This window comes from Vibrio sp. SCSIO 43155 (genome assembly GCF_023716605.1).
Taxonomy (GTDB): Bacteria; Pseudomonadota; Gammaproteobacteria; order Enterobacterales; family Vibrionaceae; genus Vibrio; species Vibrio harveyi.
Genome location: NZ_CP071854.1, coordinates 38,284 through 63,365, shown reverse-complemented (window position 1 = coordinate 63,365; position 25,082 = coordinate 38,284). Strand labels below are relative to the sequence as shown.

Below are 25,082 nucleotides of genomic sequence, written 5' to 3'. Positions count from 1 at the left end.
AACTCAAATATATGGGATTTATCATCTCGTTAAACGGCCAACCTAGTTGGATAGGCTAAAGTGGGGTAGCACAAAAAAGCCAGCATAATAGCTGGCTTTAGAATCAAAAGGGCAAACCGTGATAGATTGGAGCCTCTTGAGGTAAGATAAGGGAAGACTCATTACATATTAAGGTCCTACTTATCTCAGAATCAGGAGCGGGGCACTGTTCGTACCAATCACCATAACTCATTGCATCATAACCCCCATCCCGAACCTTGGTCGCATACGCAATACAAAACTGCATTGCATCGGATTTAGAAATATTGGAAGAGGGTGCTTCAAGAAAGGTCTTTACGCTAGTGTATCGAGCTCCGTTAGTGAGCTGAATAAAAACTTCATACCCAGACTCAATCTCACTTATATAGATTAACTCAATATCAAGTTCTGCTTGTATTTTTAGCGAGCGCTCTTCTAGAGGCATAGCTAAACTCCTTTATAGTTTTCACCTGTAATTATTTAATGGTCAAAGTGCAAAGCTACAGCACAATGACTTAGAAAAATACCATATGTAAGGCACTTAATAAATACGCTTTCAGGGTATAACTATCAACGCTTGAACCAAACACACCACCCCCTAATGCGCCAAAAGCAACTTGAAGTAACGACAAATGTCGCTTATTCTTAATGTACTTACCAAGAGGAGGTATGGTCATGTATGAACAAGCATACAAAATTCTAGGCGGGAACCGAGGTGATATGTCAACTGTCACACAAAGCCTAGAACTAATTAGGAATGGCATTCCTTCTAGTATGTTAGAAGTGAGCGCCCAATACCTAGGTGTTACCAAAAAAGAATTCGCCGTCATCATTGGTGAGAGCATTCGCACTCTTCAGCGAAAATCCAAAAATGACGCACCGTTAAGCCCTGCGTCTTCAGAACATACTCTGATCTTGACTGAGTTAATCCGACAAGCAGATGAGTATTTTGAAGATGTTGAAAAGCGTAAGCGTTGGTTTATGAGACCTTCTGCGGCACTAGGGAACTCAACCCCCTTATCTTTGTGTGATACCGTTACCGGTATTAACATTGTGCTAGAAGAAATCAACAAACTAAAATACGGCTTGGTGGCTTAATGGAAATTTACCGGCTATCACATGCAAGTTATGCGGATCTATCTGGTAAAGGTGGTCTTTTCGGATCAGGCCGTTGGCATATTCAGGGAACTCTAGCATGTTACACGGCCTCATCTCGCTCCCTAGCAGCATTAGAACGCCTAGTTCATGAGTCCATCGAAGATATGCCAAAACTAAACATGATGACGATTTGGGTGCCCGACGATGCGCCTATACTTCGATACACGGAAGCGCAGCTACCGAAGGGATGGGATTTATTGCCGGACACTGGTGTAGCGAGAACGTTTAGTGCGTCATTTTATTCCGACAATGAATACTTGCTGCTACAGATCCCAAGCGCAATTATTCGTGATGAGTACAACTACGTTATCAACCCACTCCATAAAGACTTTCATCGCCTTTCTATAGTCGAGACTAAAGAATACTACTACGATTCTCGCATTCAAAAGATGATCCGTTAAAAGCCATTAAGTATCGGATTGAAAAACAATCCGATACGGTTACTCGAATACATATCCCCATCAAATTGAGAGTTTATCTGGTTATTAACCTATCAAATGATTATGATGAACCCGTTCACTCACTAAGAGTTACATTATCAATTGATTAAAGGGGAAAACATGGCCGTACAACCATCAACTACATTAAGTTATTTAATTAATGACTTGGACACTGTATTTTTAGCTTTGGCTTGGACACCAGAGACTCAAGAATACATCAAGCAGTCTTTAAGCCTTTATGGCAAAGGGCAGCTTCATAAGGGTTTACATCGTTTAGTTGAACTGTCTTCAGACATCTCGACAATTCGCGTATCGCGTAATCACAACCCGTATCAAGGTTCGAAAGGACTTCATAACATTCTCTGCGCTATATCTCACGAAGCAAGAGAATGTGGAATAATCTAAGAAAAAGCTCTCTATCATTATGGTAGAGAGCTTTTAATAATTACCACTCAATAAAATTTGAAATAGCGCTTCTGCGTCTATGATGTCTCATATATATAATTCATTAGTAAGAAATTAACACGACCACCTGTAAACTTAGTTGCATAAACCACTTGTGGGACCTAGTTTTGTAATGAAGATATATGAACCAATCCTATTTGTTTCTTCTGCTCTTACCGCAGGCTTTAGTGATAAAATCGCACACTTCCTTTTCCAGAACACTACTTCACCAAGATTCGAAGAGGTAGGTGCCCAGATGCTCCTTATGGTAGGTTCTATCGCTTTAGCATGTATAGGATTAAGCTTTGCGTCTAAAGTTCTCAAAAATCGCAAGTTCCTTGAGACCATAAAGATCACGATCTATTCAAGCCAATCCGCCTTTGAACTACGGCTTGAACGTCAATACAGCAGTGATGCTAATGTTTCGCGTCGAGTAAAAATGAATTTCATTGACTGTCTACACAGTGACTCGAAGCTCCTAACAAATGAGATCACCGCGCTAATCCTTGATAGCAGTTCCAAGCAAGAAATCATATTCACACCATTAATAGATATTGAGATTAATCAATGTCTATCCAATTTGGAAAAGTACGCCTTATTTGAAGTAATGAGCATGGCAGGTATTAACGATTGCGAGCTTGTTACTAATGAACATGCGCCCAATGAACCTCAAGTAAATTGAACTGGTATTAACACCTCAAACTAACCACGCTCGATAAATTGACTATATCTACAAACAGAGTTACTTTTGACTTAGTCCATAAGGTCTTACTTTAAATAACTATAGGGGAAAAATATTTATGTGTGGAAATTGCATTGAAAGCATTTGCCAAGGTAATTGCTTCCGTGAAGGAGCTGATCGAGGTCCACTTGAAGAGCGGTTCTTTTCTCAGTTCAAGGCAAAAACCTTTACAGCGATAGCGAGCCCTATCGTCGAACCTAACGACGAGTTTGTTTGGGCCTACAAAACTAGCGAACCAAGCTTTGATTGCGGTCCTATTTACTTATTCAACAATGAAAAGTGCTGTGGGATTGCATCAAAATCGAAGGGGGATCTGTATTGGTCTGGCTTTATCAATGTTCAATCAACTCAGAAGCTAATCGGTGCAGATTTCAAATCAAAAGAAGAAGCTATGGCAGCAATTTTTGCTAACCGCTACGTAAAGTAACTTAGCAAGAAAAAAACTAACCATTAATTAATTACAGAGGAAAAATATCATGGCCTACAAAGCAATATCGACTGAAGTGATCATAAATAAATTACGTACAGCTCTCACCAAATGCCGTTCTCGAAGCTTATCCAGTGAACAGAAAGGGGACATCGCTCGAGATGCATTGCGCGACACAAGCCGCCAATGGGAGTACGAATTTGGTTTTGATTACTTCAAAAAACTCCCGAATACCTTTATTGAAACTCTAGATAGGTTTGAGGACATGAGTTGGCACAATGATCAGTGTCCGTCGTTTGAAATAACTGGCCTTAGTTTGCCAAACCAATCAGATGCAACGGTCTTCGTTTATATCGGATTTGATGAAGAAGATGAGGAACAAGACACTCTCAGAACAAACCTTGGCATTTGCAACGATGAATACGGATTAGTGGACATCGATGTAAACAAGTATTTTCATGATAAGGATTGTTTGGTGATTACTCTTGAAACTAATGACAGCGAACAAAAGTTAAAAGAACTTTGCGATCTGTTAGTCAACACCAATACCAATGGTCTATCGGAACAGATTCAATTGAAGTTACAAGAAGACTTCTTGAATCAAGTGAAGTAGCCATTAACACCAAAAGGTCCCACCCAGGGACCTTTTTTAATACTGAGAGAAAAATGACAAAGAGAACAGCAATAGTGGTGAATCAGATTGAACTGGGCCCCAACTCACACGGCTTCGTTGATGAAGACGGCAACTACATAATTGATACGACGCCCGATAGTCTTGAGATTTTCATTGAAGGCACGAACTGTACAAATGAAGAGTTTTTAGAGTGGTTCTTAACAATTGAAGAAGCGAATAATCGATTCGATCTTTGCGCAACAGCGAACAACATGCTTATTGATATTGGAGGTTCTGGAATGGATTTCACATTAGGCACCAAGCTCACTGTTGAATTTGATGCCTACTTTAACGCGCTTATTGAACTGCGAATATCTCAAGCGAAACGAGCTATTGACCAAATTGCTTGTAACGCATTGAGAGAGTTGCGATAACTAGTCGCAAATACATTCGTGCTCTTTTTCATCACACTCTTCACAGTAAGGACAAGTACATGCACTCATCGGGTGAGCACAACCATCACAAATTTTATCTAATTCATCCATAGCAAAGCCTTTTTATTCGCTTACAGCCTACCGCTGCTAATATAGGAAGGTTTTAACAGTCAGAGCTCCAAGGAACCCCCTAAAACTCGTAGCTCATTTACTAGTCGACGCTTTAAACTAGTTATGCACAAAAGATAGTGCACACCTCGGATATTAATCCTCATTTTGTGAAAGATCTACATCATATTGCTGTGCAATTGCCACCATACAATAAACCGACATCCCAATGTTCTACACATAACAATTAGAATTACTCTTGCCCCCAGAAGCCACCAGCCTTTGATATCAATACCGGCTTAGGTCAAAAGCATGAAATGACACGCATAGAACAACAAAGTTCTGACACATACAACTCCGTTTTTTCATGTAAAATGAAACTATCAGGACAACATACATAACCAGAAGATGAAATCGACCACACCGAAAAAATTTGAGTTATCAACCCAAAGTTCAATCGCAGAAATCTACAGCCATTTCACCAAAGCAAAGAATGACGAAAGTCTTGATACAATGTACGAAGGTCTAAAGAAGAAACTCAGCACCATTGAGGCTTCTGAGACGGAACTGACAATCCTTTCAAACAACATTTACATTGCTTATGGACGTCGCCAAGAATATTTTGATGGGCAAGGGAGGTCTAAAGAAGATTTAACATCCATAAAAGTTGAAACAATCAAACATAAAAAAGCTAACCTTTCTCCCGAAGAACTACTAGGGGAGGCACTTCGGTCCCTAGATAAATGAAGACCACATCTTAAGCTACAAATTTGCACTATAGGCTATAGGAACTCGGAAGGAGCTCAAACCGCGCCTTGACTCGGGTCCGACTAGAATCGGATAGCCTGACCGTTCAATGGATTACCGATGCATTAGCCAACCACCGACAGGTTACGCCTATAGTGCCCTCATTAACTGCCCACCTTTCTAAACAATTAAGTAATCATCACCCTTCCAAACTCGAAATTGCGTATAACTATCACGAACATACAATAGGAAACAAATACTAACGATAACGGATTAACACTATGAAAGAGTTAGGACAGTTACAATTGTTTCCGGCCATAGAAGAAGCCTACCTAGAAGCTGGTGGAGAACTTGACCAACAGACCCTATATTCAACGGTCGCTGAAAAATTAGGCATTAATCCTATGGACTATTACGACGGTACAGGGGGGAAGAAGGGTATAAACCTTTTCTACCGCAAACTCCGTTGGCTTCAACAAGATATGAAGAATCAGAAAATACTTAGAAGGGTAGAGCGTGGATGCTGGGAACTAATTGGAACGGCCAGAAACAGGTTACATGCGATCAAAGAAGGCAAAAGTGTAATTGCAATGAGTACCCGAATGGGGGTCATGATTTGCTCTCGCTCCGAAAGTGTTTTCGACAATGAACTAATCAATGAAGAGATAAGCTTAGTCATTACTTCTCCGCCCTACATTCTTAATCGTGCACGTCTGTACGGCGGAATTTCGGAAGAAAAAGAATGGTGCGAGTTTATCATCAATGTAATGAAGAAAATCAAGCCAAAGCTTGCCGATGGAGCCTCTATTGCACTGCAACTGGGGCAAGATTCGTTCATCCAAGGAATGCCAGCCCGAAAAACTCATATTGAAAGGCTTACCCTCATGATGGTAGATGAAGGTTTTTTTCTTTGCGACCGAATGGTCATCGAAACGAACAAACCACCAACCCCTACTGAGTGGGCCTGCAAAAAAAAACTACTTCTTAAAGCTGGGTATGACTTCGTTCTTCACTTCACCACAAATCCACTCAAACTGATGATAGACAACTCTCGAGTTCGAATAGAACATAAAGACAGCTACAAAAAGTTTGTTCTTAGCGGTGGGTCAAGATCAACCTCAATCACTTCAGATGGAGCTCACCGTCAAAAGATAGGAGACTATTCGAAAGTAGACCTATCTAAAGGGAAAATTCCAAGCAACGTACAGTATTTTAGCAACAAATGTAAACACGGTGAGCTTGTTAACAGGTTTGCGCGATCTATCGGTGTCCCGATTCATGGGGCAAAGATGACATATCAACTAGCGCACTTCCTAATCCAGTACATGTGCCCAGTTGGAAAGGTTGCATACGACCCCTTCGGCGGCACATGCACTGTTGGCGAGGCAAGTGAGGATCTAGAAAGAAAGTGGATCGTGTCCGAGATGATTATGGAATACATTCAACAAAGCTTCATACGATTCCGCAAGTTTGGCGACGACGTCTGGTTTAATCCGTCCTTCCTTGGCGACAAATACCGATTGAACTTTTAAAAACGATTTACGCCATTCTCTTACAGAGATAATCCCAATGAAATAGAGTAAGTAATAACATTCTTACTCTATTATTAGTGATGAACTTTAATTCTCACCCCAAAACCCCGTAAAAAGACGAACATAAATTGCATTTTTCATGGTCATCAACCTCCAAAATGTACGTTATTCTCTAACAAACCCCCAAATTACGCATCCTTCTGGCTATGAAGTCTCATTTCGGTATTTACTGACTTTTTTTATATTTTTAATCGTTAAAATGGTCGCATATCAGAAAGGGGGATTTGTATGAATATTGGACATGCAATCAATACGTTCCCGCTAGGTAATTTAATTCAGCTTCACCAACCTCAGAAAAGCAATTCGAACTGAAGGATTCAAACAATCTTTAACCATGAAAAACGCCTAACCATCAAGCTCTGCAAGTCCACACGTTGGAAAGAGAACCAACTTAAAGTAGGCACCACTATTAGTTAGCTTGCGTATCAAATCTTTCAGTGAAGACCCATAGGGCGGGTGCTAGCGGCTTTTCTTGATGAGATTGTCCCTTTGGACCGAACTAGGTAAGGAACACAAAATGACGTCAATGACTATACTAGGAACTTCTGTAATCTATGAACCTAGCTTACCCGAAAAACAACCCATAAAAGTCGATTTTTCTCAGCATCTAAGTTTGATGTATCAAATAGTAGAAACTCATACAAGAAAAAGCATCAACATACCGATATTTATTGAAGGTAAGAGCGGTTCTGGTAAAACTGGACTAGCTAAACTGCTTAGTATTGAAGGCAATAATGTTATATCCATCAATACTCTTGATTTACTTAAAAATGACAAACTGATAGATATTACACCCCTACTTAATGACCCCCATAAAACATATGTAATCGATGAAATTGGATTCATAAATAATATGAGCTTACAACGTATTGCTGAATTGTCCGAGTGTGGCACAATTATTGTGGGCCTGTTGCAAAACGCCTTTGATTTGGTTGAACAACCAGAAAAAGGGGTATGGCTCAATCTAGATCGCACAAAAGGGTTAAGGCTCGCCCGATAAAGCCTTTTAAAAATTACAGGAGAAAAATGTGAGTAAAAATATATTCCCTAAGTACATCCGCGACCGAATTTCAGCTCAAGGCCTAGAATACCGAGAGCTAAGGGTTCCCTTAGCCGAAGGATTAGTGGATATTCAAATCCCGCGAAAGATCGTTCCAAACGGGGCTGAAGGTTGGAAAGTCACTATTGGTGAAGGTAAAGGAAAAAAAGTGGTTAAGGCCCATCCAGACCAATACGGCTCATTGGAAAAGACTTTAATATACCTGGCCTACAGACTCGCCAAAGGGCATGAACGAGAGTACAAACAATTTTGTTCACGAAAACGCTCTCGAGCAGTGTTTATGCCCCCAGTAAGAGCGAATCGCAAGGATAACAAAACCATATTCGAGATGGTTCTCTGGAAAGAGAGAGGCAACCAAAGAACGAAAGAGCAACTTCACGAACAACATAAACCAGCATCACTGTTTGGTCGGTTTGTTGCGGCTATTCGTGGAGAAAAAACAGTTAGCCCCCCAAGAATATCGGACCTCGTTATTAGTGTTCAACTAGAAAACTCAGCGAAACAGTCAGATATAGATGAGCTCGAAGCCTACCTAACAGGCCTATGGGCATGGAGAAACGAAATGCTAAATCGTCTTGGGTATGCTGAAGCGAGAATACTACCGGTACCAGACCGCAAGACGTGCGCAAAATACATAAACAATGAAACGCCTCATTACTACGTTCATCGAGAGGCTTTCTTTAGACCGATAAATACTGACGGGTAGACGTCGACAGATAGGTCAAGGCCCACGGCAATAGGAGTGCAGCATGGAAACCATTACAGACAAAATGTTAAAGCATCACACTATGTTCTTTGGCTCGGGATCTTACACCCCAAAATTCGGAGTCAAGACGGTCCACGCGACACAGAAACATGATGACCATGCTAACCATAGAAATAAGAACGCAGCATTTAAAGAGTGGTTACATCGGGTGAACAGGGGCGACCAGCTCCCTAGAGGTGCCTTTTTTCGCGGGAAAAAAGCCAGTAAACCGTTTATTGTTAAAGATGAAGCATGGCTATTTATGCGTTAGCTTTAAACGGCTGAACTTTAAAGCAGTTGCTACAGGGTAAATAAATGCTAACCAACGATCATACTGCCTCAACTAAAGGTAATAGGACTATTAAACTTTGGGGGGTAAAGCTAACTAAAGTGAGCATCAAACAAATTACTCTACAAGCCATACTTGTTGGCCTAATAACCTCCATTTTCATTTTGCTACTGGGAAACAATCTAACTATTCAAGTAAGATTAAACTACTTTACCGCCGGTATGATTGGTTGCCTTTGGGCCTGCATGGGGATTAGCTACAAGAAAGGGATAAAGCATATCCTAATAGCATTAATGATTGCTTTGATAGGATACGCTGCTAGCTACTCGATAGGATATATGGCATCTACACTTTAATGCTCTAAACAAGGTAGGGGTACAAGTCCAACCGCCAACCCCTTCCGTTGCCATTGGCGCATTATAAACTCTGTTACCACAGCATCATTTTGCTTTAAGGTGCGAGCCAAGCCCCCCATAAGAAATCGTCCATATGTGGTTAAGTATTAAACTTTCATACTGAGCATTAAAGTCTCATACAAAGTAATAAAGATTCATACTAAAGCAAGGTTAATCAAACCAGCTCGGTGTGTAGTTCATGTCCCAATCGTCGTCATCTTCTTCATCACTGTTTGATATGTCCCTTACTGGGGATGACGTGAAGTTGAGCGGACTTTGCTTAAAATGATTCTGAGCAATAATAGAGGCTAGGTCGGCATTGCCTGAATCCGTCATCATCATGAGTCTTCGACGCAAAGACCATTCATCCTGTAAAGCAGCAAAGCGATCTTGAATAGGAGTGCCTTGAGGATCAGACTCAAGGCTTTCGTATTGAAAACATAATGAGCGCCACCCAAGATCTATTTCTTCAACTTCAGCCTCTCCCATGAATTCTCGGAACTCGCTCATTTGTTCATTGAAATAGTTGATACCAATAGGCTCGACATCTGCGGCGATGCAACCGAGTTTGCCTTGCCAGCCTCTAGAGAGTTGAATGTTTGTGTACATAAATCGCCTTAATGTTCAGTATGAATCTTTATTACTTAGAATCTTCTAAGTCTCTACGCTGGTAGATATTTCAGTATGAAACTCTATTTTCTTATCTCATCAAATATGCATTGACTTATCGTGGTTGTAGGTGGTGTGAGTATGATTCTTTATCACTCTCCTACACCATAACCATGTGTCATAGGCAATGCTTGTTAAGTGATGTTAGGGGACTTATCGAGTGAGGTATTGAACAGCGCCTCATGCTGAGAATCATCTGTTATAAAAACAAGTCTTAATTGAACGTCTGTATGAATGACAACATTCGACTCTGCCATGTTTGCATAATCATGGAGATAAGTACCACTCAATGAACGAAAATTCCAGCACCAAAAACGTTCACCTGCTTTAACCTGGTGTATTGGTTCACGTTCCCGAGAATCACCTATGTGCCAACATAGAAAACCGTCACCTAATGACTCAACAATACACTGCTCATGCCCAGCTCGAACCCCTTCTAAGAGCTCATCATCAGTCATCACAAATTTGTTTACTAACATTTTTGGCCTCTATTAACATTGCTTTATGTAAGGACAGGTTAACCTTAGAAACGAATGGCGCAACAAAGCCGAAAAGCAAAACATTAATAGGGGTAGGGGCTAACTTGCCTTTCTTACTCTAGGAGGGAGAAGAGACACATTATCAAAATTTGAGATCTTATCTAATGTTATATTAGTTAAGGATAAATGTAGCCCATCACGGAAGGATGACCACCGACTGTTACGCTTCGCACTTTCAAAATCTGACCTTTTCTCGAAAATCATTACAATTTGAGAGAGGTGAACATTTGATAGTGACTTTGATAGCTTATAACCACCATTTGGGCCCCGCGAACTTACTACCAGATTATTTGCCTTCAAAATGCAAACAAGCTGTTCAACATAACTAGTCGAAATATCAAGCGCTTTTGCTAACTCGGTAACTCGACTGTTAAGACCAGCATTTGTCGAAGCTTCAAGTTCTAATAAAAGCAATACTGCTACGTTTGCCCGTGAACTTAACATTGGGTATTCCTCCACACTTAATTTGTCTATGTATTTTTCAGTAACAAGCTAAAAAGAACAACAATACAAAGGGTTAATAATTGTCTATGACATCTCAAATAAGGTTATAAAACGAACAAAACTCAACTCTCACAATTAAAATAGCTGCTAATCGATATTTGAGGCAGACATAAGTTGTTTGAGGTTGCAATTCAAGCAGGTCAATGTCTTTTGAAAATTCGATGTTCAAAAACAAAGTAATATCTCATTACTAAATGATACGAGGGTATCGAAGCCCTTGAATACCTTGCGTACTTCCATTCCTACCGTAATCTGTCATTAACTCACCTCAACCAATCAACTTGAGACAAAACATGAAATTCTCGAACATAAACGATGTTAAAAACAAACTCGCCTCGGCCACTCTTCATGCAAATAAAGAAGGGGACGAAACCCTAGAAGTGAAAACATCTGACCTTTTAGAGCTTTTGCTATATCTAGCTATGAGCGAAATTGAACTAAACATGAACAAAGATTCAGACATAGATGAAGACGACACTTTACAACGGTCGCTCCTACTAAAAGCAATCAAAGGAAGCAATTTCAAGTCAGCACGTCATGCAATGGAAATGGAAGGTAAGGGCTACGCATACTTTTGCGGCAACCAACAGAATGCCGACTGGGAATGGGATCTTAAAAAGATAGATAAATTACCGACAAAAGAGCTCTACCTGATCTATAGCGAAATGGAAAAGAGCAGCTAATTATTATGAAGAATAGTAATTACCTAAGCTGCGACGGGCGGATTCACTATCTATTAATCTTGTTGATCGGTCTAGCTCTTCTTGTCGGATTTCTAATCTTCGGCTTACTGAATGAGATAGTGAAAGGGAATACTAACAGTCTTACTGCGCCAATTGCTTCTATATGCCTTTTAACAATGGTTTTGGGTTTCACTTACAACAAGGTCTTAAGGTCATTAAAGAACCGCACATAGAGCCACACAAAGACGCTCATGCTGGTAATTCTCAGTAAACACAAATAAAACTTAAGGAACAAAGCAATGCAACTTACACAAGAAGGATTTATCGCCTGTGCTCAATTTGAAGAAGGTATACGACATTACGGCGAGGCGAAAACCGCAACACTTGCTTTAGCTGAATTTATTAAAAGCGGAGAATTCAATGAATTCTGTGAGACTAAAGACATTGAAGATGAAGCTTTCGTAATTGTGAAAGTCTTCAAAGCGATCTACGCCGATTCCCCAGAAGCAAATCCCGAAGATTGGGAGGAAGGATGGAACTGGATTCTTGGGGAAGAAATTAGCCAACATAAAATACAGTATTTGGTGGGCGAAACACCATCGGTTCAAGAATTCTTAATGACCGAATCGCAGTAAATGAACTTACTGCTAATGGCAATACTCTGAGATTTACTGGCAAACACGCAGGAAAGGTCTTAAAAGGGTATAGCTATCTGAATAAAAAAGGATTTAATTGGCAATAACCGTTATTATTGCCAATTAGAACTAAGACTCCACCTTCTTAATCGATTGAAGCCCTAGGATTGGTAGAATTCTCGAAAGACACCCAACGGTCATAAACCGATTTAGACAAATCATCCAATCCCACTACTACAGGTCCAATCACTAGACTCGTTTGAGGTGTTAAGTACAAATCAATGCGATCACTCAGCATATTCATCTTATTAATACAATCAGAACCTCTGATTGCAGAATCGGGGGTAGACTCACAAACGGCTGTTACCTCGTTAAGTTGAGTTAACATTTCCGACCTAACAACCAGTAACGTTTGATCTTGACCTTCAGTACAACCTACGGCCACAATTAAACAAACCATCATCACAGTGTATTTGAAATAATGACACATATATCGTCTTTCCCTTCAATAGCGCTATTCTGATAAATCGGTATTTTCGTACTTTAGTTTCAACTCTGCACAAAGAACATCAGCCACTTTTTTAGGCAATGTCGCTTGCTGCATAAACTGCTTACTTGGGTTAGAGAACCTAACACTCGCATTATCGCTATCTTTAAGAACTCGAATACCATCAACACTTAGAGCTGTGCTAACAGTGACATCACTGGATGCCATAAAGAAGATCACTGCTTCTGGATTTCGACTTGACCAAGTAATTGAATGTTGCGCTCTATTACCAAATCTAAGCTCTTTAGTTCCAACATCATCGGTGAAAATTTTCATACTCTCTATTCCTGTGGATTTAGACTCATAATCACGAATTTGATTATCTGGTCCAAAAATTACGTTTTGAACCTTCATATTCCTGCATGTGAATCAAAGACTTTCCTCTAATTTACGTTCTAGCGCTTCTTTTGCGTCGCCTTTAAGTTCTTTTTTATGCAAATCAAAAGACATACCGCGACCAGGCATGTCAGACACGCACTGATTGTACTGAACTGTACCTTGTTCAATTTGCTCTGCGCTATGTTGTAAATTTCTATTACCCATACTTTCCCTCTTAGACCCGTTTGGTGCCTTTTACCCAATCGTGCTTTTGAATTGGGCAACAACCATTTTTTTGCTTTCTAGATCGAGTTTTAGAAGCGAGGTGGCACAACACCTTTCCGTCACGCTCAACACCCAACCCCCAAATTGTCCATGAATCACCATCTTGACGAACTGTCATATCATAGCTTAACGTTCTTGGCATCCTTTTCCCCCTATGATCTTCGTAAGGCATCTCCTTTTAGCTCGTGTACTGCAACCACCAGTAAGCATTGTAATTAATTCAAAACAAGTGAAATTAAATCAAACACTAACCAACCCAAGAACCACAGAGCAAAATAGAGTACCAATACGCCTAAAACTGCCATGAAAAGCAGATAAGCCCACTCCCCCTTCCTACCCTTATACTCTTGAATAGCACTGTTCAAAACAGTCCGAAGCTCATATACACACTGCACTATGATCATGCACTGCAACCCCAAAAGAACACTATTTAAAATACGAATAATAGGAAGGTCTAATGCTCTATTAAACAACAACTTGTGAATTTGACTTAAATCAAAGCTAGGAGGTAGCGCCAATAACAACAGACGATTCACCTCTAAGATTTGTCGCTCTGAAAGAAAAGCTGTCAAGAAAGTAACAAGAACTAACACCACAAATGAAATCTTGACTCCAAGATTCGATTTGTAACTTGAATTTCCAATTAGATTAAATTTATTTCGGTCCATCTTGCCCGTCACTTCTTATTACTACCCAAGCACTATAACTCTTTTACGGTATCTCACAAACTCAACGCAGTAGTTAAGTTGGATTAAAACAGCCCCATCATTACAGCTTTAATCGCAGCGGCAGTTTTGTTGGTAACTCCCATTTTTCTATTAATATTTGCCATATGGAATGCTACAGTTTTGGCCGCTATACCTAGAATTATAGAGATCTCAACACCAGATTTACCTACACTTACCCACTTTAAAATCTCAAGCTCTCTCTTAGTCAAACTTGGGCGTTCCTCGAATATAAAAGAGGGTTTACAAAGTCTAGAAAAGGCAAACTCAGCGGTTAAGTATAATAAGTTTGTTTGCGGGGCCACCTCCTGACCTTTGAAAATATCTGAAGGGGTATCACGCGCTAAGCTAAACATACTTGAATACCCATCTGTGGAATGGGTAGGCTTAGATATACCATGAGAAATACCATAGCTTGCAGCTTCTTCCCAGAACTCAAGATGCTCGTTTCGGCAAACAGAATCCCAATTGATCCAGTTCTTCGTTTGCATACCGAGCTTAAGCAAGGGATCAACTTGAGCAAGATTATCGTCCAAATACCTTTTATTCCATGTTGACGGGTAATTATTAAAGGCTTCAATCTTGGGTGCCGAACATTGAAAGCGCGACTTATACCCAAAAGCAAAATAATCATATTCTAATTCGACCGCGCCCTTCCTTAATTCCTCAAACATAGTCTGTTTGCATGTTGATACCGTAATACGTTGTATCGTATCTTCAAATTGATTTTGATAGTTCTTTTTCATAACCGCTTATTCATCATTCTTAATATTTATGAATGGCATGGTACAGACTCACGAAACCTATCGTCTATTTTAGGGCAGAACCGGTAATTGCAAGCGAACAGCCCTGAGTTCGAACATGCCCAATGTCTCACTTCAATGCGATACCTGCTCACTTGAATCATTGACGCAGGATGCGTAAGTTGCTCATACCTCGTGTCCTCAATCTAGGACCTCACAAAAAATAGCGTGAGGATCAGCCGAATTCTAATAAATTTGTGAGAAAACCTAGGCGAACGCCCAGTTATACCCTTTTTTATTATTGCTTATGCTTTTTCCAAATTCTCATTTTAGAAACAGCATTTTGATTCAATACTCAATTTCTCAGATTTCCAGCATGAACCAAGTATGCAAACAAGCCTTATTCTTGTACCGGTATGAAGTGTTTGCAAAATTGCTAGGTTGGGGGGTTGTCGACGGTCTAGGGTCTCATACTAAAAGACAAGAGATTGACCAGTTTGATGTTGACGACACAATTTATGTCACAGCTTCAGAGAGCTCTGGCCGAATTGTTGGATGTGCCAGATTATTACCAACCACCTCAGAATACTTACTAGAAGAAGTGTTCCCTCATTTGGTTGATGGTCCAGTACCGAAAGACTCAGAAACATGGGAAGTATCAAGATTTTGTAGCGTTACGTTCAATCCTCAATCGAACGATGCTCAGTTCGGTGAACATACTGTCAGTATTTTTAATGAAGTGGTCAAAGTCGCAAAAACTCATAACGTCCGTAGGCTCGTCAGTATCTCACCTAAGTCCATGTTGGTTCTTTTACGTAGAAATGGATACCGAGCTAAATCCCTTGGTAATACAGTCGATATTGGTGGCGAAAAGATCGTTGCCTGTTTGATCAACATTTGAGGAATTAGCAATGTTATCAACCACGCTTAAACGTTTAGCGAACAAACGTGTAGCTCCCCGACTGCTAGAGGATGTTCCCTCCGAGACGTTAGAGCAATTAGCAAAAAACATCCGCAACGAACTACTAAGGCGTGAAGCAGAAAAGGACAAAAGCACCATTACTCGAAACAACGACCGGTTAGACGAAACTATTAATATGATTAGAAAATCTGGGGTCGACATTAAGCTACTCATTGAGCGACTTGAAAACATCCCCCGCGACTAACTTGCTCATAAAAGATAGCCCCTCAAGTTGAGGGGCTATCTTTTATCACTAGATTGAACTATACATGGTTCTAACTAAGACTGCCTGGTTGTAAAGACGGCATCATTTTACTTTGCAACAACCTCTGTAATAACACCCTTATGCTTTCCTACATACCCTAGCAAGATTTTTCCATCCAGTAATGAAAAGTAAACTTGTACCGTAGTCTCTTCGTTGTGAGCATTGCCGATAGTAAGGTGCTGCTGCATCTCTATCAACTCCCCGTCAAACTTAAATAAACGTTGCTTACCTAACTTCGAATGACTCATCGTCTGATTAGACTCATTGGCGCTATAACTTGACCCCAACAGTTCTTTTGCACGACTATCTGGAACACCGGAATTGATAGCTTTAGTGTAATCATCAACTAAAAACTTTAGTTCTTTATGAAGCCGCTTGATGTTCTTATATTTACACTTCTTGATTAACTTTGAAAAGTCATCAGAAAACACAACGTGAGGGTAGACCTCCTTAATTGAATTGAAAACATGCTCAATAGTCGGTTCACCAAACATCAACTCGATGCTCGAATCACTGTAGCCTATTTCCTTCTCATTGATTCGACGCCCTTCCAAGCTTTTTACCTGTTCCTTCGAATTAAAAAGTTCCACATTTAAACTTTTAACTTCTGCTTTTAGAGATTCGACAACAGGCTCAAGTGACTCTAAACCACATTCCTTATTAAGCGTCGTCATGAATTTGTTTTTTGCGAATCCCTCTAATTCACTCTCATCTGGAAGATCGTACACATATGACTCAACATCAAAAGAGCTAAAAATCGACTCGATGAAGAGTGACGCTTCTTCTTGGGCATCTTTACGAGACATAGATACTTCATGCACCTCATCGTATTGGTTGCCCTCTATTAAAATTCGAAGTGTTTCATTGAATTGAAGAAGTTTAACTTGATGAGCTTTCATCTCCGATTCGACATTGGAGATAAAGCCATCAATAACATCTAGGTTATGATTCAACAAAGTATCAACTGAAGAAAGTGCTTTCATTGACATTGAGTTAGCAATTTCAAAAGGTCTTTTGATTCTACCAAATTCGTTTGCTAGAAGCTGAAAGTTGAAACTTGGAACACACTCTTCTTGGAATTGTCTTGTCGTACTCTCAAAATCAACCATCTTGGCTAAAGCATGTGAGATACATTTACGCGCTGGACCTGAGAGCAATCCTGCTATTTGTGATGGGTTGGTTTTAGATAGATTTGAGATCACTGGCAACAACTTATCCAGTTCAAGAAACGTTCGCTCAAACAACTCTAATCGACTTCCCTCACTTGTAAAAAACTCTCCAACACCGCTTAGTTGTTGCAGACAAAAAAAGGCTTGATGGTTAGAAAAAACTTCAGTCGCCCATGATAGGTGCTCCACTAAACCAGAATACTGAGCGAAATAATCCTCTAAAAAACTGATTCTTAAACTCGTACACAACATACACAGCGCAACCACTCCTCCAGAGTTAACAACTTGGGTAACAATCACATATGTGACGAATGAAATGAGGTTTAATTCGTCATCATTCAGATCGTTCTTATTTTTTGCAATTCGTTTATCTAGCTCAAAAATGTAACCCAACAAACTTGGAGTTAAGAAATGTCTATCTGAAGATTTGTGAACATAGGCTTCAATAAGCCCATGCAAATGCAGGGGTAGTTGATCATTTATTGCCTCTGTAGACATATCGTAAGCAGAATCAAAATCAACGACATTCTTGAACTCAGGCATATCAAATGTTTTGGCTGCTTGCTTTAAGATTGAATACTCGAGAGAAGAGCCGATAGCGCTTGCTCGATTCGATCGTTCGAATAATCCAAAAGAAGTCATCAACGTATAGACTTGGAACAGTTTTAATTTGTTTGGTGAACTTAAAGTAAAGCTTACCTTCTGGGAAGTAAGCAAACGTTTCAATTCAATTTTGTTTATCACCTGTAATCGACATAGTTCTTCTAAGAAGTTACCAGGTTGACTCTGTCGTATATGAGGGAATTTGATACAAGATGATAGAGCATTTTCCAAAGAGGAAACGTCCTCACGCCCCAAAGTATTTACTTCTCTATTCAACATCAACATTGAACTGAACGCATCGTTGACATCGCGATTAATGACATCTTTTAACTTGAACACACCTTCCTTGAGGAGCTGATTACGACGCTGCTCCAACCCTCTTCCTTCAATGCAGTTGGAACATTTACACAGTTCTTTCTCCTCACATGGTAAATTACCGAGCATAGAACCCAAGAGCTCGGATAGAGGCTTTTCTAAATCTTTGTCTGAAATTTCCAAAGCTTTAATGGATGACATTTTCTGCATACTTTTACTACCAATTCAATCAAAATATAAATGCTTATATAGAGCCACCTCTTATTGTATCGAACACTTTTTTTTCGCAAGAACTTTATTAGGAATAAGATTTTAAAACTGGAACGCATAGGCAGTTTAGCTGGCCGATAGTTGATGAGACTATCCATATAGAGAACCGCATTAAAAAAGAGGGCCTGCGCCCTCTCAATTTTAACTTTCATCATCCACCCAATGATATGAGACTTCTTATTGCAATTTTTCGCCCTTCTGAATATGTAACCTTGAGATCTGTAAAGTTAATCAACCCTTCTCTTTGCAATTGACTATTAAAGTTAACTGACAGAGTTCTCCACTCAGTTGACCTTAAACCATTTATTTTCCTCTTCATTTCCATACACTTTACCTCTCTGGGTAAGTCATTAAGGATTGAAAATATACGTGGCATCACCTTCCTATAGACATCAAACGCCCTATCAGTATCTTCTTCAATCAATTTAAGAAATGTGCTTCTTACACATGCTGACTGCTTTTGTGCTAGTTCAAAATCAAGAGGAAGAGCGCCGTCACTACGGGGAGAAACCAGAGTTTTTTTAACATTTCTGACTAAAACCGAACCTTTACGCTGTCCATCATCCTTACCAAACCAAGATTTGAAGCGAGTTGAATCACAAGATATATCTTTAAATCCATATAGCTGAGCAAGAAGAACTCTTCTTGGATACTCAGTTCCTTTTCGATTAGGCGAAATACCAAAAAAATGAATCGCTTCTACGCCCTTCTTTTTTGCAACCGTGAGAACCTTCTCCAAATCAGCAGTTGAATACATCCGCTCTCTTAGACAAGGTACCCCCAATGCAATCAATTCTGGATATTTAATCTCGTTAAGAAGTAACTCTACATGCTCAGCGATATTTTCCTGAGCATGAACCGGAAGGACAACCCGATAGCCTGAGTTTACAAGGTTGGTAATCTCGTTTTTGTAAACCTTCAAAATAGAAATTGATTCAGTGGCATCAACTGAATCTGGTATGACAATCGTCATTTTGTTCGCAAATGATGGGATTTTGATATACCGATCATAAATGGCTTGATACTCATTAAGAATCTCACCGACATTCAGGCCCTCACCTTTAGCCGTGCTAGTATGAAAACCATTATCTAGAAAAACTCGCCCTCGAGCTTGGAAGCCGTGGTTACTTACCTTTATGACATTAACCAATTCTTGAAGCAGGTCCGATTTGGAAGCGCGATTACAGTAATAAAGTGAAGAGCCTATATTGCAATTTGCCTTTCGAAAAGTTTCGATGTAGCTTTTATCAACAATTCCTGAATAGAAACGATAAGGCTCGGGTAAAAATGTTTTCTTTGAGAACAGTTGACATACTCGACTTAAGCGCCCTCTTAACTCACCTATGCCACAATGACCTACTGATTCATACAACCACTTGTGGTTTGTTAAGATGTCACCAGTAAGGCTATACAAAGCCTTCCGGTATGAATTTACCATACATACAAAGACAGGCCTCGAACCAACATTCAACGCTCGCAGAAGCTTACGCGAATTCCTATTGTGCAAATTAAGAAAGTCATTAAAACTATCGGTATCCTTAAGATCTATCTTTGCCTCATAAGGTTCAATATACGCCTTGGCATCTATCAGACCATATTTCATACTTAGGATTAATAAATCAACACCTTGATAATCACTACCAAGGTATTTCCTAAAGATTGCCACTAAAGAATTGTGATGAACATACATATCAACAGCTTTACAAGGATGAACTGATTTCAACCCTGAACAGTTAATGATTATAATCGGTTTATTACGCGAAATATTATTATCATGCTTCATAAAACACTTAACTCGAATACTCTTAATCAAGAAAAGGCTCTCACGGTCTTATCATCACGCAACCAATAAATACAAAAAAACCGCCGGAGGCGGTTTTGAGAACAGTTTTATACTGCATTCATAACTCAATTTTGAAGGACGTTAAGATCCCACTTGCGAGTTATCTAATCGGGCATCATACCAAGCTTTTAACCTGTCACTTCTGAAGGTCGAGTACGCAAAACTAAAGAAAAGCGTCAGTGCCAACAGTGTCATTAAAAATCGACCCGATGACTTAACCATGCTATCAACTAAAGAAGTTGCTTTCTTTGGTAGATACTTCGAATAGCCTGTCTTCTTCTCAACTGGTGCCTTATAGACATCAATCTTACGACTTTTCAGTACAAGCAGAAGGTACTCAAGATCCCCCTTGTATCGATTGACACTTCTCATATCAATCGTGTTCAAGATCTTCTCAGGGTACCTTTGGGCTAATCTACATACATGCTCCTTAGAAGGTTTATCTTCTGAGGAAATACAGTAGGTTAGGTTTTCTACTGTACTGTTATACATGTTCTTCTTGTGTTCGAACTCTTGTTTGGCAAAGTTGTTTGCGATGTCGACTGATGTCTTATCAATATATGCACCTTCAAAAAACTTTAAAGAACAAACAAACAATGAAAACACAATAAATCCACAAACGTAACGAGACCACGAACGGCTGTTAACCTTCACAATTCCCGTCAGAACTGGCTTTAGTAAAGCCTCTGTAACTGGTGAGATAATTCCCAGTATTTTCGTTAATACATTCATATTTATATCCTTTAATTATTTAATTTAATTACCGAAGTAATATTGACATTCTCCCAAACCACATGTTCAACGTCAAATCAAAAGTCATCAACCATCATTATTCTGGCTGTTATATATACAAAAAAAATGAATATTCAGGCTACTTTGTATGCAATATCACACAAAAAAAAGACTCCGAAGTTCGGAGTCTTTAAAATTAGTCATTCGCTTGCGATTTTTTAAATACAACTAAGGTCATATTGAAAATTCAAAGCAGATTCGTGTAAAGCGCTATAAGTTAGCTCTCCACGTTTCTTTGCCACGAATTACGACTATGCATCATTATTAAGCTTCCTTGGCATTAAATAGTTCCACTCTCATTACGACTTTCTAATTGGTCCCTAACAGAAATCAACAACTGCTGGGCTGAAAGTGTTTCACCGTTAATACTACCGATCGCTCTTAAGAGCATTTTCGAGTTATTAGATTCAATGGATTTAATCAACTCTTTTGCTAACTCCACGCTAACTGCCTCGCGAGCTTGTTGCATGGTGTTAAGCGCTTTATAAAGTTTGGTCATTGTTTTTCCCCTATGGTCAATTGATATTATGGTTAACTCATTCTGAGTTAACTGTTTCTCTCGATGTATTTTGCAACATGATCTCGGTGCTCTTCGCTTTGCGGTACACCGGCAAAATTTGTGCTATAGAAGTACCTAGCTTTTTGCAATTCTGTCAACATCGTTCCATCTGAGTTCGATAGCTCGTATGTAGACAATTTTGTTTGTTTAAATTTGAGCTTATCCTGATTGTTTAAGTCATCAAAATAATACTCCGTACCATTACGTAAAACCGGTATCTCATTTTTGTAAAACATAATCAATGTTGTCAGTCTTTGTCTGCCGTCAACAACTTCTAGGTAATGCTCAACTGGCCCGTTTTCATTAATCACTGATGAAATAAACCCAATGACCTCGCCATCGAATATTGTGTTTAAAAGTTGCTGCTGCTCTGTCTCTGTCCAACAATACGAACGTTGGTACTTTGGATTAAAGTACAACTCGCCTTCGTCATGTCGAATCAAGTAGTAACTTAAAATTGCATTTGAAGATCTGATAAATAATTTAGTGTCTTTATAAATTGAATCCATAAATTTGTCCCCTTTAGTTAGTTAAAAAGTTATGTATAGCGGAGGTACTATACAACATTAAGTTCGAGCAGCACACAAATTTCGAATAGCCAGCATCGGGAAAAAACACCGTGTTTACACCATGCCAACCAAAGCTAAACCATTGATTAGACTGAATTAGATTGTAATTTTAAGTTGGGAATTAAAACATGCACCGTCAAAGCTAACACTACGGCCAATCAAACAACTTCATTCGGCCACTAATATGAACGCCTTGTAATGGTTCAACTAGAACTTGTTCATTCATCTCCTTTTCATGCAATCCAAGCTTCACATTAGCCGATAATGATGAAGTCACTATACCCAACAAGTGTAACCCCTCGGCCATATCAATAACACACATCTCATCCCAACTGATGTAACTGGCTTTACCTGTAATCGTAATTGAGAGCTCTACATTCTGATCATCGACATAAAACATGCAGCCTATGTGTTCCATTTCATTTTCCCGATAAGGATAAATTTGAACAGAAACCTGTCCTCCCCCTAATCTAAAACGAAGTTCATTCACAACAACTTGCGCCGCCAAGTGAAGGGACGTACGTGTATAATTCATACCGTCGACGTTCAATTCGCATTTCATTTATTCAATAACCTTTATTTTTAAAGCTTGGTCTATTTCTAACTGCTCTCTTAACCCACACAAAGCTTCGAAGACTACCTCAACGAATCTTGGAGCAAGTTTTTTTGCCATCTCTAATCCCATAATAGGGTTAGATTGCATTCCAAGATAATAAAGCTCATACAAGTCTGGCTGCTCATCTGACATGCGAATCACCATTAACTGAGCTCCGCTCACAACACACATCTGCATAGAGTCACAACCAACCCAGCGCCATTGAGGATTTCTCTTATCTGCGTTGCCTGTTCTACTAAACTTGATGTGATGAATTTTGTCTGTGTCCATAATCAGTAATATGCGCCCGTATAAGCCAAGAATTGGAATGTCCACGCATGGGGACCTTAAGATTGTTTAAAAAGATGATACTAATGTAGGATTCTTTTACACGTTCACTTGTAAAATTTCGTGATTCCATAGACGCAAAAGGCGCTCTAATTGGAAGAGCGCCTAAAGAATCATATTACAGAACTTTATTGTTGAGAATTGATGGGATCAACACGAATGAAAGTTAACTGGTTCTAATCAGAAGATAAGAACTGGATGGGCCAAACAAATACACACGATAAACTTGCCACTCCTTTACTTTCCATCTTTTTAATAAGAGTAAGCATACCAACCAAGAACCAGGTCAACCAAATTAGCCAGATAACACTTGAAGCCACAACCTTCCACCCAAGCAAAAACTGGCACAATCCAACAGCAAGAATAAACCCGATGGTTATATAACAAGCTACTTTTTCTGTCGAAAAATCTAATTGGTCATCCACCAGCTCATCACAACGCCACGTTAAGCATTCGATCTCATCCTGCAAAAGCTCAAAGCGCTCTAAATCAAGACGGGTACACTCAATAACAAAGCTTATGGTATCAAATCTTCCAAACGTCTTGCTTTGGCTAAGCTTAAAGTCATCCATCAAACCAAAGCAAGCAAGGGTCTTTTGGAGCTTAACAAGGTCCCGTTCTAGGATACGCCCCCTTAAACTGTTACCCATCATTTTTCACTCCATTTGAAGACTGTTGCCAAAAAGCACCGAACCTAACGTTTGCTGAGTGCCCTTTGTAATCAATAAACTTACCGCACTTACACTTTACCTCACCACTCTCTGTCCATCGCAGTGATTCAGCTTGCTTTTGCGATAAAGTGTCATTAAAACCACATCGACACTTAAGAACCAAAACATTCACTACTCTTCCAACCATTCATCAAAAGTTTTCTTAGGTAGGCCTGACGTAATCTCTTTACCTTCTGAGTCAATGCAATGGTTTAAATACAATTCATACTCCTCAGCATTGGTCCCGCGAAGTTTCGTCTGCCAATTCGGATTGTCTAATAGCTGAAAAATCATTAATTTTGTCACCCACGCAAGCCATTTTAAGACGAACTGTCGTCACTCTTTGTCTTTACCTTTCTCACTACGATTGCCGCTATCACAACAAAAATAAGCAAAAGAACCATTGCTGATGGGGTAAAAAGACTATCGATTAAACCTTCCATAAAACGTACCTATATTGCTAACTATGACTACAATACCAGATGTTCCATTCTAATTTGCAGTTCAATAAAAAAAGTATAAAAATGAGTTGCCATATCAATAATGCGCTCAGGTTCTTCATTTGGGCAAAAGTCTAATTCGACTTATCAGAGGAATTTTGATGTGCCAACACATCATGATTAATGCTCGTTTTACAGCTACACAATGAAAGTATCATATGCAAGGTAGGCTCCAATGAAAACCAATACTCCCTTCGCAATCCAATCAGCCAATTGAAGTAAAGCCACCCCAAATACAACAACTCCCTCCTTTATGCTCTCTTGCTCTGAATAAGGAAGAGCCCTGAACATGCCAATATAGATCGGCGGAAGAAGCAATAAAACATAAAGTGCCTGAACAAATGACCAATACTCATCATCACTTGAAACACCCACAACTCCGAGCGCAAAATCAAAGGCAAAATATTTGACCACCCAGCCAGTTCCAAAACACACAACCGCTCCCGCTAACATCATGACCCCACCAGAAAGTAGGACCTCAATTAATTTCTTGGTAAAGGCTTTCAAAGCAATTTCCTCTAGACGTCTGAGTCCATGTTATGATGATAATGCCAATAGTGCTGATAACACTTAAATGAAGAACGCTTAAATTTTCGATAATCTATGAACCAAGTTACGATTATCGGTATATAAACGACAGATAGAAAAGCCTGTAAGACGATTGCTTCAAGTGTCGATAAAACCACAAATGGAGTAACTACGCAGAACATAATCAAACTTAAA

Annotated in this window: 35 protein-coding genes; 17 read left to right on the top strand and 18 right to left on the bottom strand. The window is 39.5% G+C overall.

Annotation, left to right across the window (positions count from 1 at the left end):
• Positions 1 to 103 precede the first annotated feature (103 nt).
• Positions 104 to 463, bottom strand: a complete 360-nt coding sequence (locus J4N44_RS27205; RefSeq protein WP_069218399.1) for a hypothetical protein — start codon at positions 461 to 463, stop codon at positions 104 to 106.
• 230 nt (positions 464 to 693) lie between these two features.
• On the opposite strand from J4N44_RS27205, the gene J4N44_RS27200 reads away from it, so the two are divergent.
• From J4N44_RS27200 to J4N44_RS27140, 13 genes are all read left to right on the top strand, one after another.
• Positions 694 to 1,116 carry an Xre family toxin-antitoxin system antitoxin gene (locus J4N44_RS27200; protein ID WP_069218400.1) on the top strand — a complete coding sequence of 141 codons (423 nt, stop codon included), beginning with the start codon at positions 694 to 696 and terminating at the stop codon, positions 1,114 to 1,116.
• Positions 1,116 to 1,577, top strand: a complete 462-nt coding sequence (locus J4N44_RS27195; protein WP_069218401.1) for an RES family NAD+ phosphorylase — start codon at positions 1,116 to 1,118, stop codon at positions 1,575 to 1,577. The genes J4N44_RS27200 and J4N44_RS27195 overlap by 1 nt, the downstream gene beginning before the upstream one ends.
• A gap of 159 nt (positions 1,578 to 1,736) precedes the next feature.
• On the top strand, positions 1,737 to 2,021 hold the full coding sequence (locus J4N44_RS27190) for a hypothetical protein (protein ID WP_141698687.1): 285 nt from the start codon (positions 1,737 to 1,739) through the stop codon (positions 2,019 to 2,021).
• A 172-nt stretch (positions 2,022 to 2,193) separates the two neighbouring features.
• Positions 2,194 to 2,742 carry a hypothetical protein gene (locus tag J4N44_RS27185; RefSeq protein WP_069218402.1) on the top strand — a complete coding sequence of 183 codons (549 nt, stop codon included), beginning with the start codon at positions 2,194 to 2,196 and terminating at the stop codon, positions 2,740 to 2,742.
• A gap of 118 nt (positions 2,743 to 2,860) precedes the next feature.
• Positions 2,861 to 3,229, top strand: coding sequence for a hypothetical protein (locus J4N44_RS27180; protein ID WP_069218403.1), 369 nt, complete (start codon positions 2,861 to 2,863; stop codon positions 3,227 to 3,229).
• A gap of 49 nt (positions 3,230 to 3,278) precedes the next feature.
• Positions 3,279 to 3,842 (top strand): hypothetical protein, encoded by a 564-nt coding sequence (locus J4N44_RS27175; RefSeq protein WP_069218404.1) that lies wholly within the window; start codon positions 3,279 to 3,281, stop codon positions 3,840 to 3,842.
• Between the two features lie 53 nt (positions 3,843 to 3,895).
• A complete protein-coding gene (locus tag J4N44_RS27170) occupies positions 3,896 to 4,276 on the top strand; it encodes a hypothetical protein (protein WP_141698688.1) in 381 nt (126 codons plus the stop codon).
• A gap of 516 nt (positions 4,277 to 4,792) precedes the next feature.
• Entirely contained in the window at positions 4,793 to 5,131 is a 339-nt protein-coding gene (locus J4N44_RS27165) for a hypothetical protein (protein ID WP_069218406.1), read from the top strand.
• 281 nt (positions 5,132 to 5,412) lie between these two features.
• Positions 5,413 to 6,663 carry a DNA methyltransferase gene (locus J4N44_RS27160; RefSeq protein ID WP_069218407.1) on the top strand — a complete coding sequence of 417 codons (1,251 nt, stop codon included), beginning with the start codon at positions 5,413 to 5,415 and terminating at the stop codon, positions 6,661 to 6,663.
• A 577-nt stretch (positions 6,664 to 7,240) separates the two neighbouring features.
• Positions 7,241 to 7,723 (top strand): DEAD/DEAH box helicase family protein, encoded by a 483-nt coding sequence (locus J4N44_RS27155; RefSeq protein ID WP_069218408.1) that lies wholly within the window; start codon positions 7,241 to 7,243, stop codon positions 7,721 to 7,723.
• Between the two features lie 28 nt (positions 7,724 to 7,751).
• The gene (locus J4N44_RS27150) at positions 7,752 to 8,489 is read left to right on the top strand and encodes a hypothetical protein (protein ID WP_252045897.1); all 738 of its coding nucleotides are present in this window, start codon (positions 7,752 to 7,754) and stop codon (positions 8,487 to 8,489) included.
• Between the two features lie 43 nt (positions 8,490 to 8,532).
• Positions 8,533 to 8,799 carry a hypothetical protein gene (locus J4N44_RS27145; protein WP_069218410.1) on the top strand — a complete coding sequence of 89 codons (267 nt, stop codon included), beginning with the start codon at positions 8,533 to 8,535 and terminating at the stop codon, positions 8,797 to 8,799.
• A 44-nt stretch (positions 8,800 to 8,843) separates the two neighbouring features.
• Positions 8,844 to 9,173 (top strand): hypothetical protein, encoded by a 330-nt coding sequence (locus J4N44_RS27140; protein WP_069218411.1) that lies wholly within the window; start codon positions 8,844 to 8,846, stop codon positions 9,171 to 9,173.
• A gap of 210 nt (positions 9,174 to 9,383) precedes the next feature.
• Here the strand turns inward: J4N44_RS27140 and J4N44_RS27135 are convergent, their stop codons facing one another.
• The 3 genes from J4N44_RS27135 to J4N44_RS28240 all read right to left on the bottom strand — a co-directional run bounded on the left by J4N44_RS27135 (position 9,384) and on the right by J4N44_RS28240 (position 10,864).
• A complete protein-coding gene (locus tag J4N44_RS27135; RefSeq protein ID WP_252045896.1) occupies positions 9,384 to 9,821 on the bottom strand; it encodes a hypothetical protein in 438 nt (145 codons plus the stop codon).
• A gap of 194 nt (positions 9,822 to 10,015) precedes the next feature.
• The gene (locus J4N44_RS27130) at positions 10,016 to 10,360 is read right to left on the bottom strand and encodes a hypothetical protein (RefSeq protein ID WP_069218412.1); all 345 of its coding nucleotides are present in this window, start codon (positions 10,358 to 10,360) and stop codon (positions 10,016 to 10,018) included.
• A 99-nt stretch (positions 10,361 to 10,459) separates the two neighbouring features.
• Positions 10,460 to 10,864, bottom strand: coding sequence for an RrF2 family transcriptional regulator (locus tag J4N44_RS28240; RefSeq protein WP_069218413.1), 405 nt, complete (start codon positions 10,862 to 10,864; stop codon positions 10,460 to 10,462).
• A 353-nt stretch (positions 10,865 to 11,217) separates the two neighbouring features.
• Here J4N44_RS28240 and J4N44_RS27125 point away from each other — a divergent pair, with 353 nt between their 5' ends.
• Together J4N44_RS27125 and J4N44_RS27120 are read left to right on the top strand one after the other, a co-directional pair.
• On the top strand, positions 11,218 to 11,607 hold the full coding sequence (locus J4N44_RS27125) for a hypothetical protein (protein WP_069218414.1): 390 nt from the start codon (positions 11,218 to 11,220) through the stop codon (positions 11,605 to 11,607).
• A 299-nt stretch (positions 11,608 to 11,906) separates the two neighbouring features.
• The gene (locus J4N44_RS27120) at positions 11,907 to 12,242 is read left to right on the top strand and encodes a hypothetical protein (protein WP_069218415.1); all 336 of its coding nucleotides are present in this window, start codon (positions 11,907 to 11,909) and stop codon (positions 12,240 to 12,242) included.
• A gap of 514 nt (positions 12,243 to 12,756) precedes the next feature.
• Here J4N44_RS27120 and J4N44_RS27115 read toward each other — a convergent pair.
• From J4N44_RS27115 to J4N44_RS27095, 5 genes are all read right to left on the bottom strand, one after another.
• Positions 12,757 to 13,065, bottom strand: coding sequence for a hypothetical protein (locus J4N44_RS27115; protein ID WP_252045895.1), 309 nt, complete (start codon positions 13,063 to 13,065; stop codon positions 12,757 to 12,759).
• 93 nt (positions 13,066 to 13,158) lie between these two features.
• Positions 13,159 to 13,332 (bottom strand): hypothetical protein, encoded by a 174-nt coding sequence (locus J4N44_RS27110; RefSeq protein ID WP_252045894.1) that lies wholly within the window; start codon positions 13,330 to 13,332, stop codon positions 13,159 to 13,161.
• Between the two features lie 10 nt (positions 13,333 to 13,342).
• Entirely contained in the window at positions 13,343 to 13,534 is a 192-nt protein-coding gene (locus tag J4N44_RS27105) for a hypothetical protein (RefSeq protein ID WP_252045893.1), read from the bottom strand.
• Positions 13,535 to 13,607: 73 nt separating this feature from the next.
• Entirely contained in the window at positions 13,608 to 14,060 is a 453-nt protein-coding gene (locus tag J4N44_RS27100) for a hypothetical protein (protein WP_252045892.1), read from the bottom strand.
• Positions 14,061 to 14,143: 83 nt separating this feature from the next.
• A complete protein-coding gene (locus J4N44_RS27095; RefSeq protein WP_069218420.1) occupies positions 14,144 to 14,863 on the bottom strand; it encodes an autoinducer binding domain-containing protein in 720 nt (239 codons plus the stop codon).
• A gap of 373 nt (positions 14,864 to 15,236) precedes the next feature.
• On the opposite strand from J4N44_RS27095, the gene J4N44_RS27090 reads away from it, so the two are divergent.
• Together J4N44_RS27090 and J4N44_RS27085 are read left to right on the top strand one after the other, a co-directional pair.
• Positions 15,237 to 15,761, top strand: a complete 525-nt coding sequence (locus tag J4N44_RS27090; protein WP_069218429.1) for an acyl-homoserine-lactone synthase — start codon at positions 15,237 to 15,239, stop codon at positions 15,759 to 15,761.
• A gap of 10 nt (positions 15,762 to 15,771) precedes the next feature.
• Positions 15,772 to 16,026: a hypothetical protein gene (locus J4N44_RS27085; RefSeq protein WP_252045891.1), complete on the top strand. Its 255-nt coding sequence runs from the start codon at positions 15,772 to 15,774 to the stop codon at positions 16,024 to 16,026.
• Between the two features lie 107 nt (positions 16,027 to 16,133).
• Here the strand turns inward: J4N44_RS27085 and J4N44_RS27080 are convergent, their stop codons facing one another.
• From J4N44_RS27080 to J4N44_RS27040, 9 genes are all read right to left on the bottom strand, one after another.
• Positions 16,134 to 18,383 carry a hypothetical protein gene (locus J4N44_RS27080; RefSeq protein WP_252045890.1) on the bottom strand — a complete coding sequence of 750 codons (2,250 nt, stop codon included), beginning with the start codon at positions 18,381 to 18,383 and terminating at the stop codon, positions 16,134 to 16,136.
• A gap of 211 nt (positions 18,384 to 18,594) precedes the next feature.
• A complete protein-coding gene (locus J4N44_RS27075) occupies positions 18,595 to 20,226 on the bottom strand; it encodes a DUF6884 domain-containing protein (RefSeq protein WP_252045889.1) in 1,632 nt (543 codons plus the stop codon).
• 141 nt (positions 20,227 to 20,367) lie between these two features.
• Positions 20,368 to 21,018: a hypothetical protein gene (locus J4N44_RS27070; RefSeq protein WP_252045888.1), complete on the bottom strand. Its 651-nt coding sequence runs from the start codon at positions 21,016 to 21,018 to the stop codon at positions 20,368 to 20,370.
• A 340-nt stretch (positions 21,019 to 21,358) separates the two neighbouring features.
• A complete protein-coding gene (locus J4N44_RS27065) occupies positions 21,359 to 21,577 on the bottom strand; it encodes a hypothetical protein (protein ID WP_252045887.1) in 219 nt (72 codons plus the stop codon).
• 47 nt (positions 21,578 to 21,624) lie between these two features.
• Entirely contained in the window at positions 21,625 to 22,146 is a 522-nt protein-coding gene (locus J4N44_RS27060) for a DUF262 domain-containing protein (protein WP_252045886.1), read from the bottom strand.
• Positions 22,147 to 22,354: 208 nt separating this feature from the next.
• On the bottom strand, positions 22,355 to 22,624 hold the full coding sequence (locus J4N44_RS27055) for a hypothetical protein (protein WP_252045885.1): 270 nt from the start codon (positions 22,622 to 22,624) through the stop codon (positions 22,355 to 22,357).
• Positions 22,625 to 22,768: 144 nt separating this feature from the next.
• Positions 22,769 to 23,137, bottom strand: a complete 369-nt coding sequence (locus J4N44_RS27050) for a hypothetical protein (RefSeq protein ID WP_252045884.1) — start codon at positions 23,135 to 23,137, stop codon at positions 22,769 to 22,771.
• 188 nt (positions 23,138 to 23,325) lie between these two features.
• Complete coding sequence (locus J4N44_RS27045) at positions 23,326 to 23,802, bottom strand: hypothetical protein (RefSeq protein WP_252045883.1); 477 nt, start codon at positions 23,800 to 23,802, stop codon at positions 23,326 to 23,328.
• Between the two features lie 695 nt (positions 23,803 to 24,497).
• The gene (locus J4N44_RS27040; RefSeq protein ID WP_252045882.1) at positions 24,498 to 24,866 is read right to left on the bottom strand and encodes a hypothetical protein; all 369 of its coding nucleotides are present in this window, start codon (positions 24,864 to 24,866) and stop codon (positions 24,498 to 24,500) included.
• Positions 24,867 to 25,082 lie beyond the last annotated feature (216 nt).

What these genes read in the sequence shown, in the direction of transcription:
- J4N44_RS27190 (WP_141698687.1), top strand. Translation starts at nt 1,737, where the DNA reads ATGGCCGTACAACCATCAACTACATTAAGTTATTTAATTAATGACTTG.
- J4N44_RS27065 (WP_252045887.1), bottom strand. Translation starts at nt 21,577, where the DNA reads ATGACCAAACTTTATAAAGCGCTTAACACCATGCAACAAGCTCGCGAG.
- J4N44_RS28240 (WP_069218413.1), bottom strand. Translation starts at nt 10,864, where the DNA reads ATGTTAAGTTCACGGGCAAACGTAGCAGTATTGCTTTTATTAGAACTT.
- J4N44_RS27060 (WP_252045886.1), bottom strand. Translation starts at nt 22,146, where the DNA reads ATGGATTCAATTTATAAAGACACTAAATTATTTATCAGATCTTCAAAT.
- J4N44_RS27160 (WP_069218407.1), top strand. Translation starts at nt 5,413, where the DNA reads ATGAAAGAGTTAGGACAGTTACAATTGTTTCCGGCCATAGAAGAAGCC.
- J4N44_RS27105 (WP_252045893.1), bottom strand. Translation starts at nt 13,534, where the DNA reads ATGCCAAGAACGTTAAGCTATGATATGACAGTTCGTCAAGATGGTGAT.
- J4N44_RS27045 (WP_252045883.1), bottom strand. Translation starts at nt 23,802, where the DNA reads ATGATGGGTAACAGTTTAAGGGGGCGTATCCTAGAACGGGACCTTGTT.
- J4N44_RS27085 (WP_252045891.1), top strand. Translation starts at nt 15,772, where the DNA reads ATGTTATCAACCACGCTTAAACGTTTAGCGAACAAACGTGTAGCTCCC.
- J4N44_RS27185 (WP_069218402.1), top strand. Translation starts at nt 2,194, where the DNA reads ATGAAGATATATGAACCAATCCTATTTGTTTCTTCTGCTCTTACCGCA.
- J4N44_RS27145 (WP_069218410.1), top strand. Translation starts at nt 8,533, where the DNA reads ATGGAAACCATTACAGACAAAATGTTAAAGCATCACACTATGTTCTTT.
- J4N44_RS27135 (WP_252045896.1), bottom strand. Translation starts at nt 9,821, where the DNA reads ATGTACACAAACATTCAACTCTCTAGAGGCTGGCAAGGCAAACTCGGT.
- J4N44_RS27155 (WP_069218408.1), top strand. Translation starts at nt 7,241, where the DNA reads ATGACGTCAATGACTATACTAGGAACTTCTGTAATCTATGAACCTAGC.
- J4N44_RS27075 (WP_252045889.1), bottom strand. Translation starts at nt 20,226, where the DNA reads ATGAAGCATGATAATAATATTTCGCGTAATAAACCGATTATAATCATT.
- J4N44_RS27100 (WP_252045892.1), bottom strand. Translation starts at nt 14,060, where the DNA reads ATGGACCGAAATAAATTTAATCTAATTGGAAATTCAAGTTACAAATCG.
- J4N44_RS27095 (WP_069218420.1), bottom strand. Translation starts at nt 14,863, where the DNA reads ATGAAAAAGAACTATCAAAATCAATTTGAAGATACGATACAACGTATT.
- J4N44_RS27170 (WP_141698688.1), top strand. Translation starts at nt 3,896, where the DNA reads ATGACAAAGAGAACAGCAATAGTGGTGAATCAGATTGAACTGGGCCCC.
- J4N44_RS27175 (WP_069218404.1), top strand. Translation starts at nt 3,279, where the DNA reads ATGGCCTACAAAGCAATATCGACTGAAGTGATCATAAATAAATTACGT.
- J4N44_RS27055 (WP_252045885.1), bottom strand. Translation starts at nt 22,624, where the DNA reads ATGGAACACATAGGCTGCATGTTTTATGTCGATGATCAGAATGTAGAG.
- J4N44_RS27080 (WP_252045890.1), bottom strand. Translation starts at nt 18,383, where the DNA reads ATGCAGAAAATGTCATCCATTAAAGCTTTGGAAATTTCAGACAAAGAT.
- J4N44_RS27125 (WP_069218414.1), top strand. Translation starts at nt 11,218, where the DNA reads ATGAAATTCTCGAACATAAACGATGTTAAAAACAAACTCGCCTCGGCC.
- J4N44_RS27195 (WP_069218401.1), top strand. Translation starts at nt 1,116, where the DNA reads ATGGAAATTTACCGGCTATCACATGCAAGTTATGCGGATCTATCTGGT.
- J4N44_RS27140 (WP_069218411.1), top strand. Translation starts at nt 8,844, where the DNA reads ATGCTAACCAACGATCATACTGCCTCAACTAAAGGTAATAGGACTATT.
- J4N44_RS27070 (WP_252045888.1), bottom strand. Translation starts at nt 21,018, where the DNA reads ATGAATGTATTAACGAAAATACTGGGAATTATCTCACCAGTTACAGAG.
- J4N44_RS27090 (WP_069218429.1), top strand. Translation starts at nt 15,237, where the DNA reads ATGAACCAAGTATGCAAACAAGCCTTATTCTTGTACCGGTATGAAGTG.
- J4N44_RS27115 (WP_252045895.1), bottom strand. Translation starts at nt 13,065, where the DNA reads ATGAAAATTTTCACCGATGATGTTGGAACTAAAGAGCTTAGATTTGGT.
- J4N44_RS27205 (WP_069218399.1), bottom strand. Translation starts at nt 463, where the DNA reads ATGCCTCTAGAAGAGCGCTCGCTAAAAATACAAGCAGAACTTGATATT.
- J4N44_RS27130 (WP_069218412.1), bottom strand. Translation starts at nt 10,360, where the DNA reads ATGTTAGTAAACAAATTTGTGATGACTGATGATGAGCTCTTAGAAGGG.
- J4N44_RS27120 (WP_069218415.1), top strand. Translation starts at nt 11,907, where the DNA reads ATGCAACTTACACAAGAAGGATTTATCGCCTGTGCTCAATTTGAAGAA.
- J4N44_RS27110 (WP_252045894.1), bottom strand. Translation starts at nt 13,332, where the DNA reads ATGGGTAATAGAAATTTACAACATAGCGCAGAGCAAATTGAACAAGGT.
- J4N44_RS27165 (WP_069218406.1), top strand. Translation starts at nt 4,793, where the DNA reads ATGAAATCGACCACACCGAAAAAATTTGAGTTATCAACCCAAAGTTCA.
- J4N44_RS27200 (WP_069218400.1), top strand. Translation starts at nt 694, where the DNA reads ATGTATGAACAAGCATACAAAATTCTAGGCGGGAACCGAGGTGATATG.
- J4N44_RS27180 (WP_069218403.1), top strand. Translation starts at nt 2,861, where the DNA reads ATGTGTGGAAATTGCATTGAAAGCATTTGCCAAGGTAATTGCTTCCGT.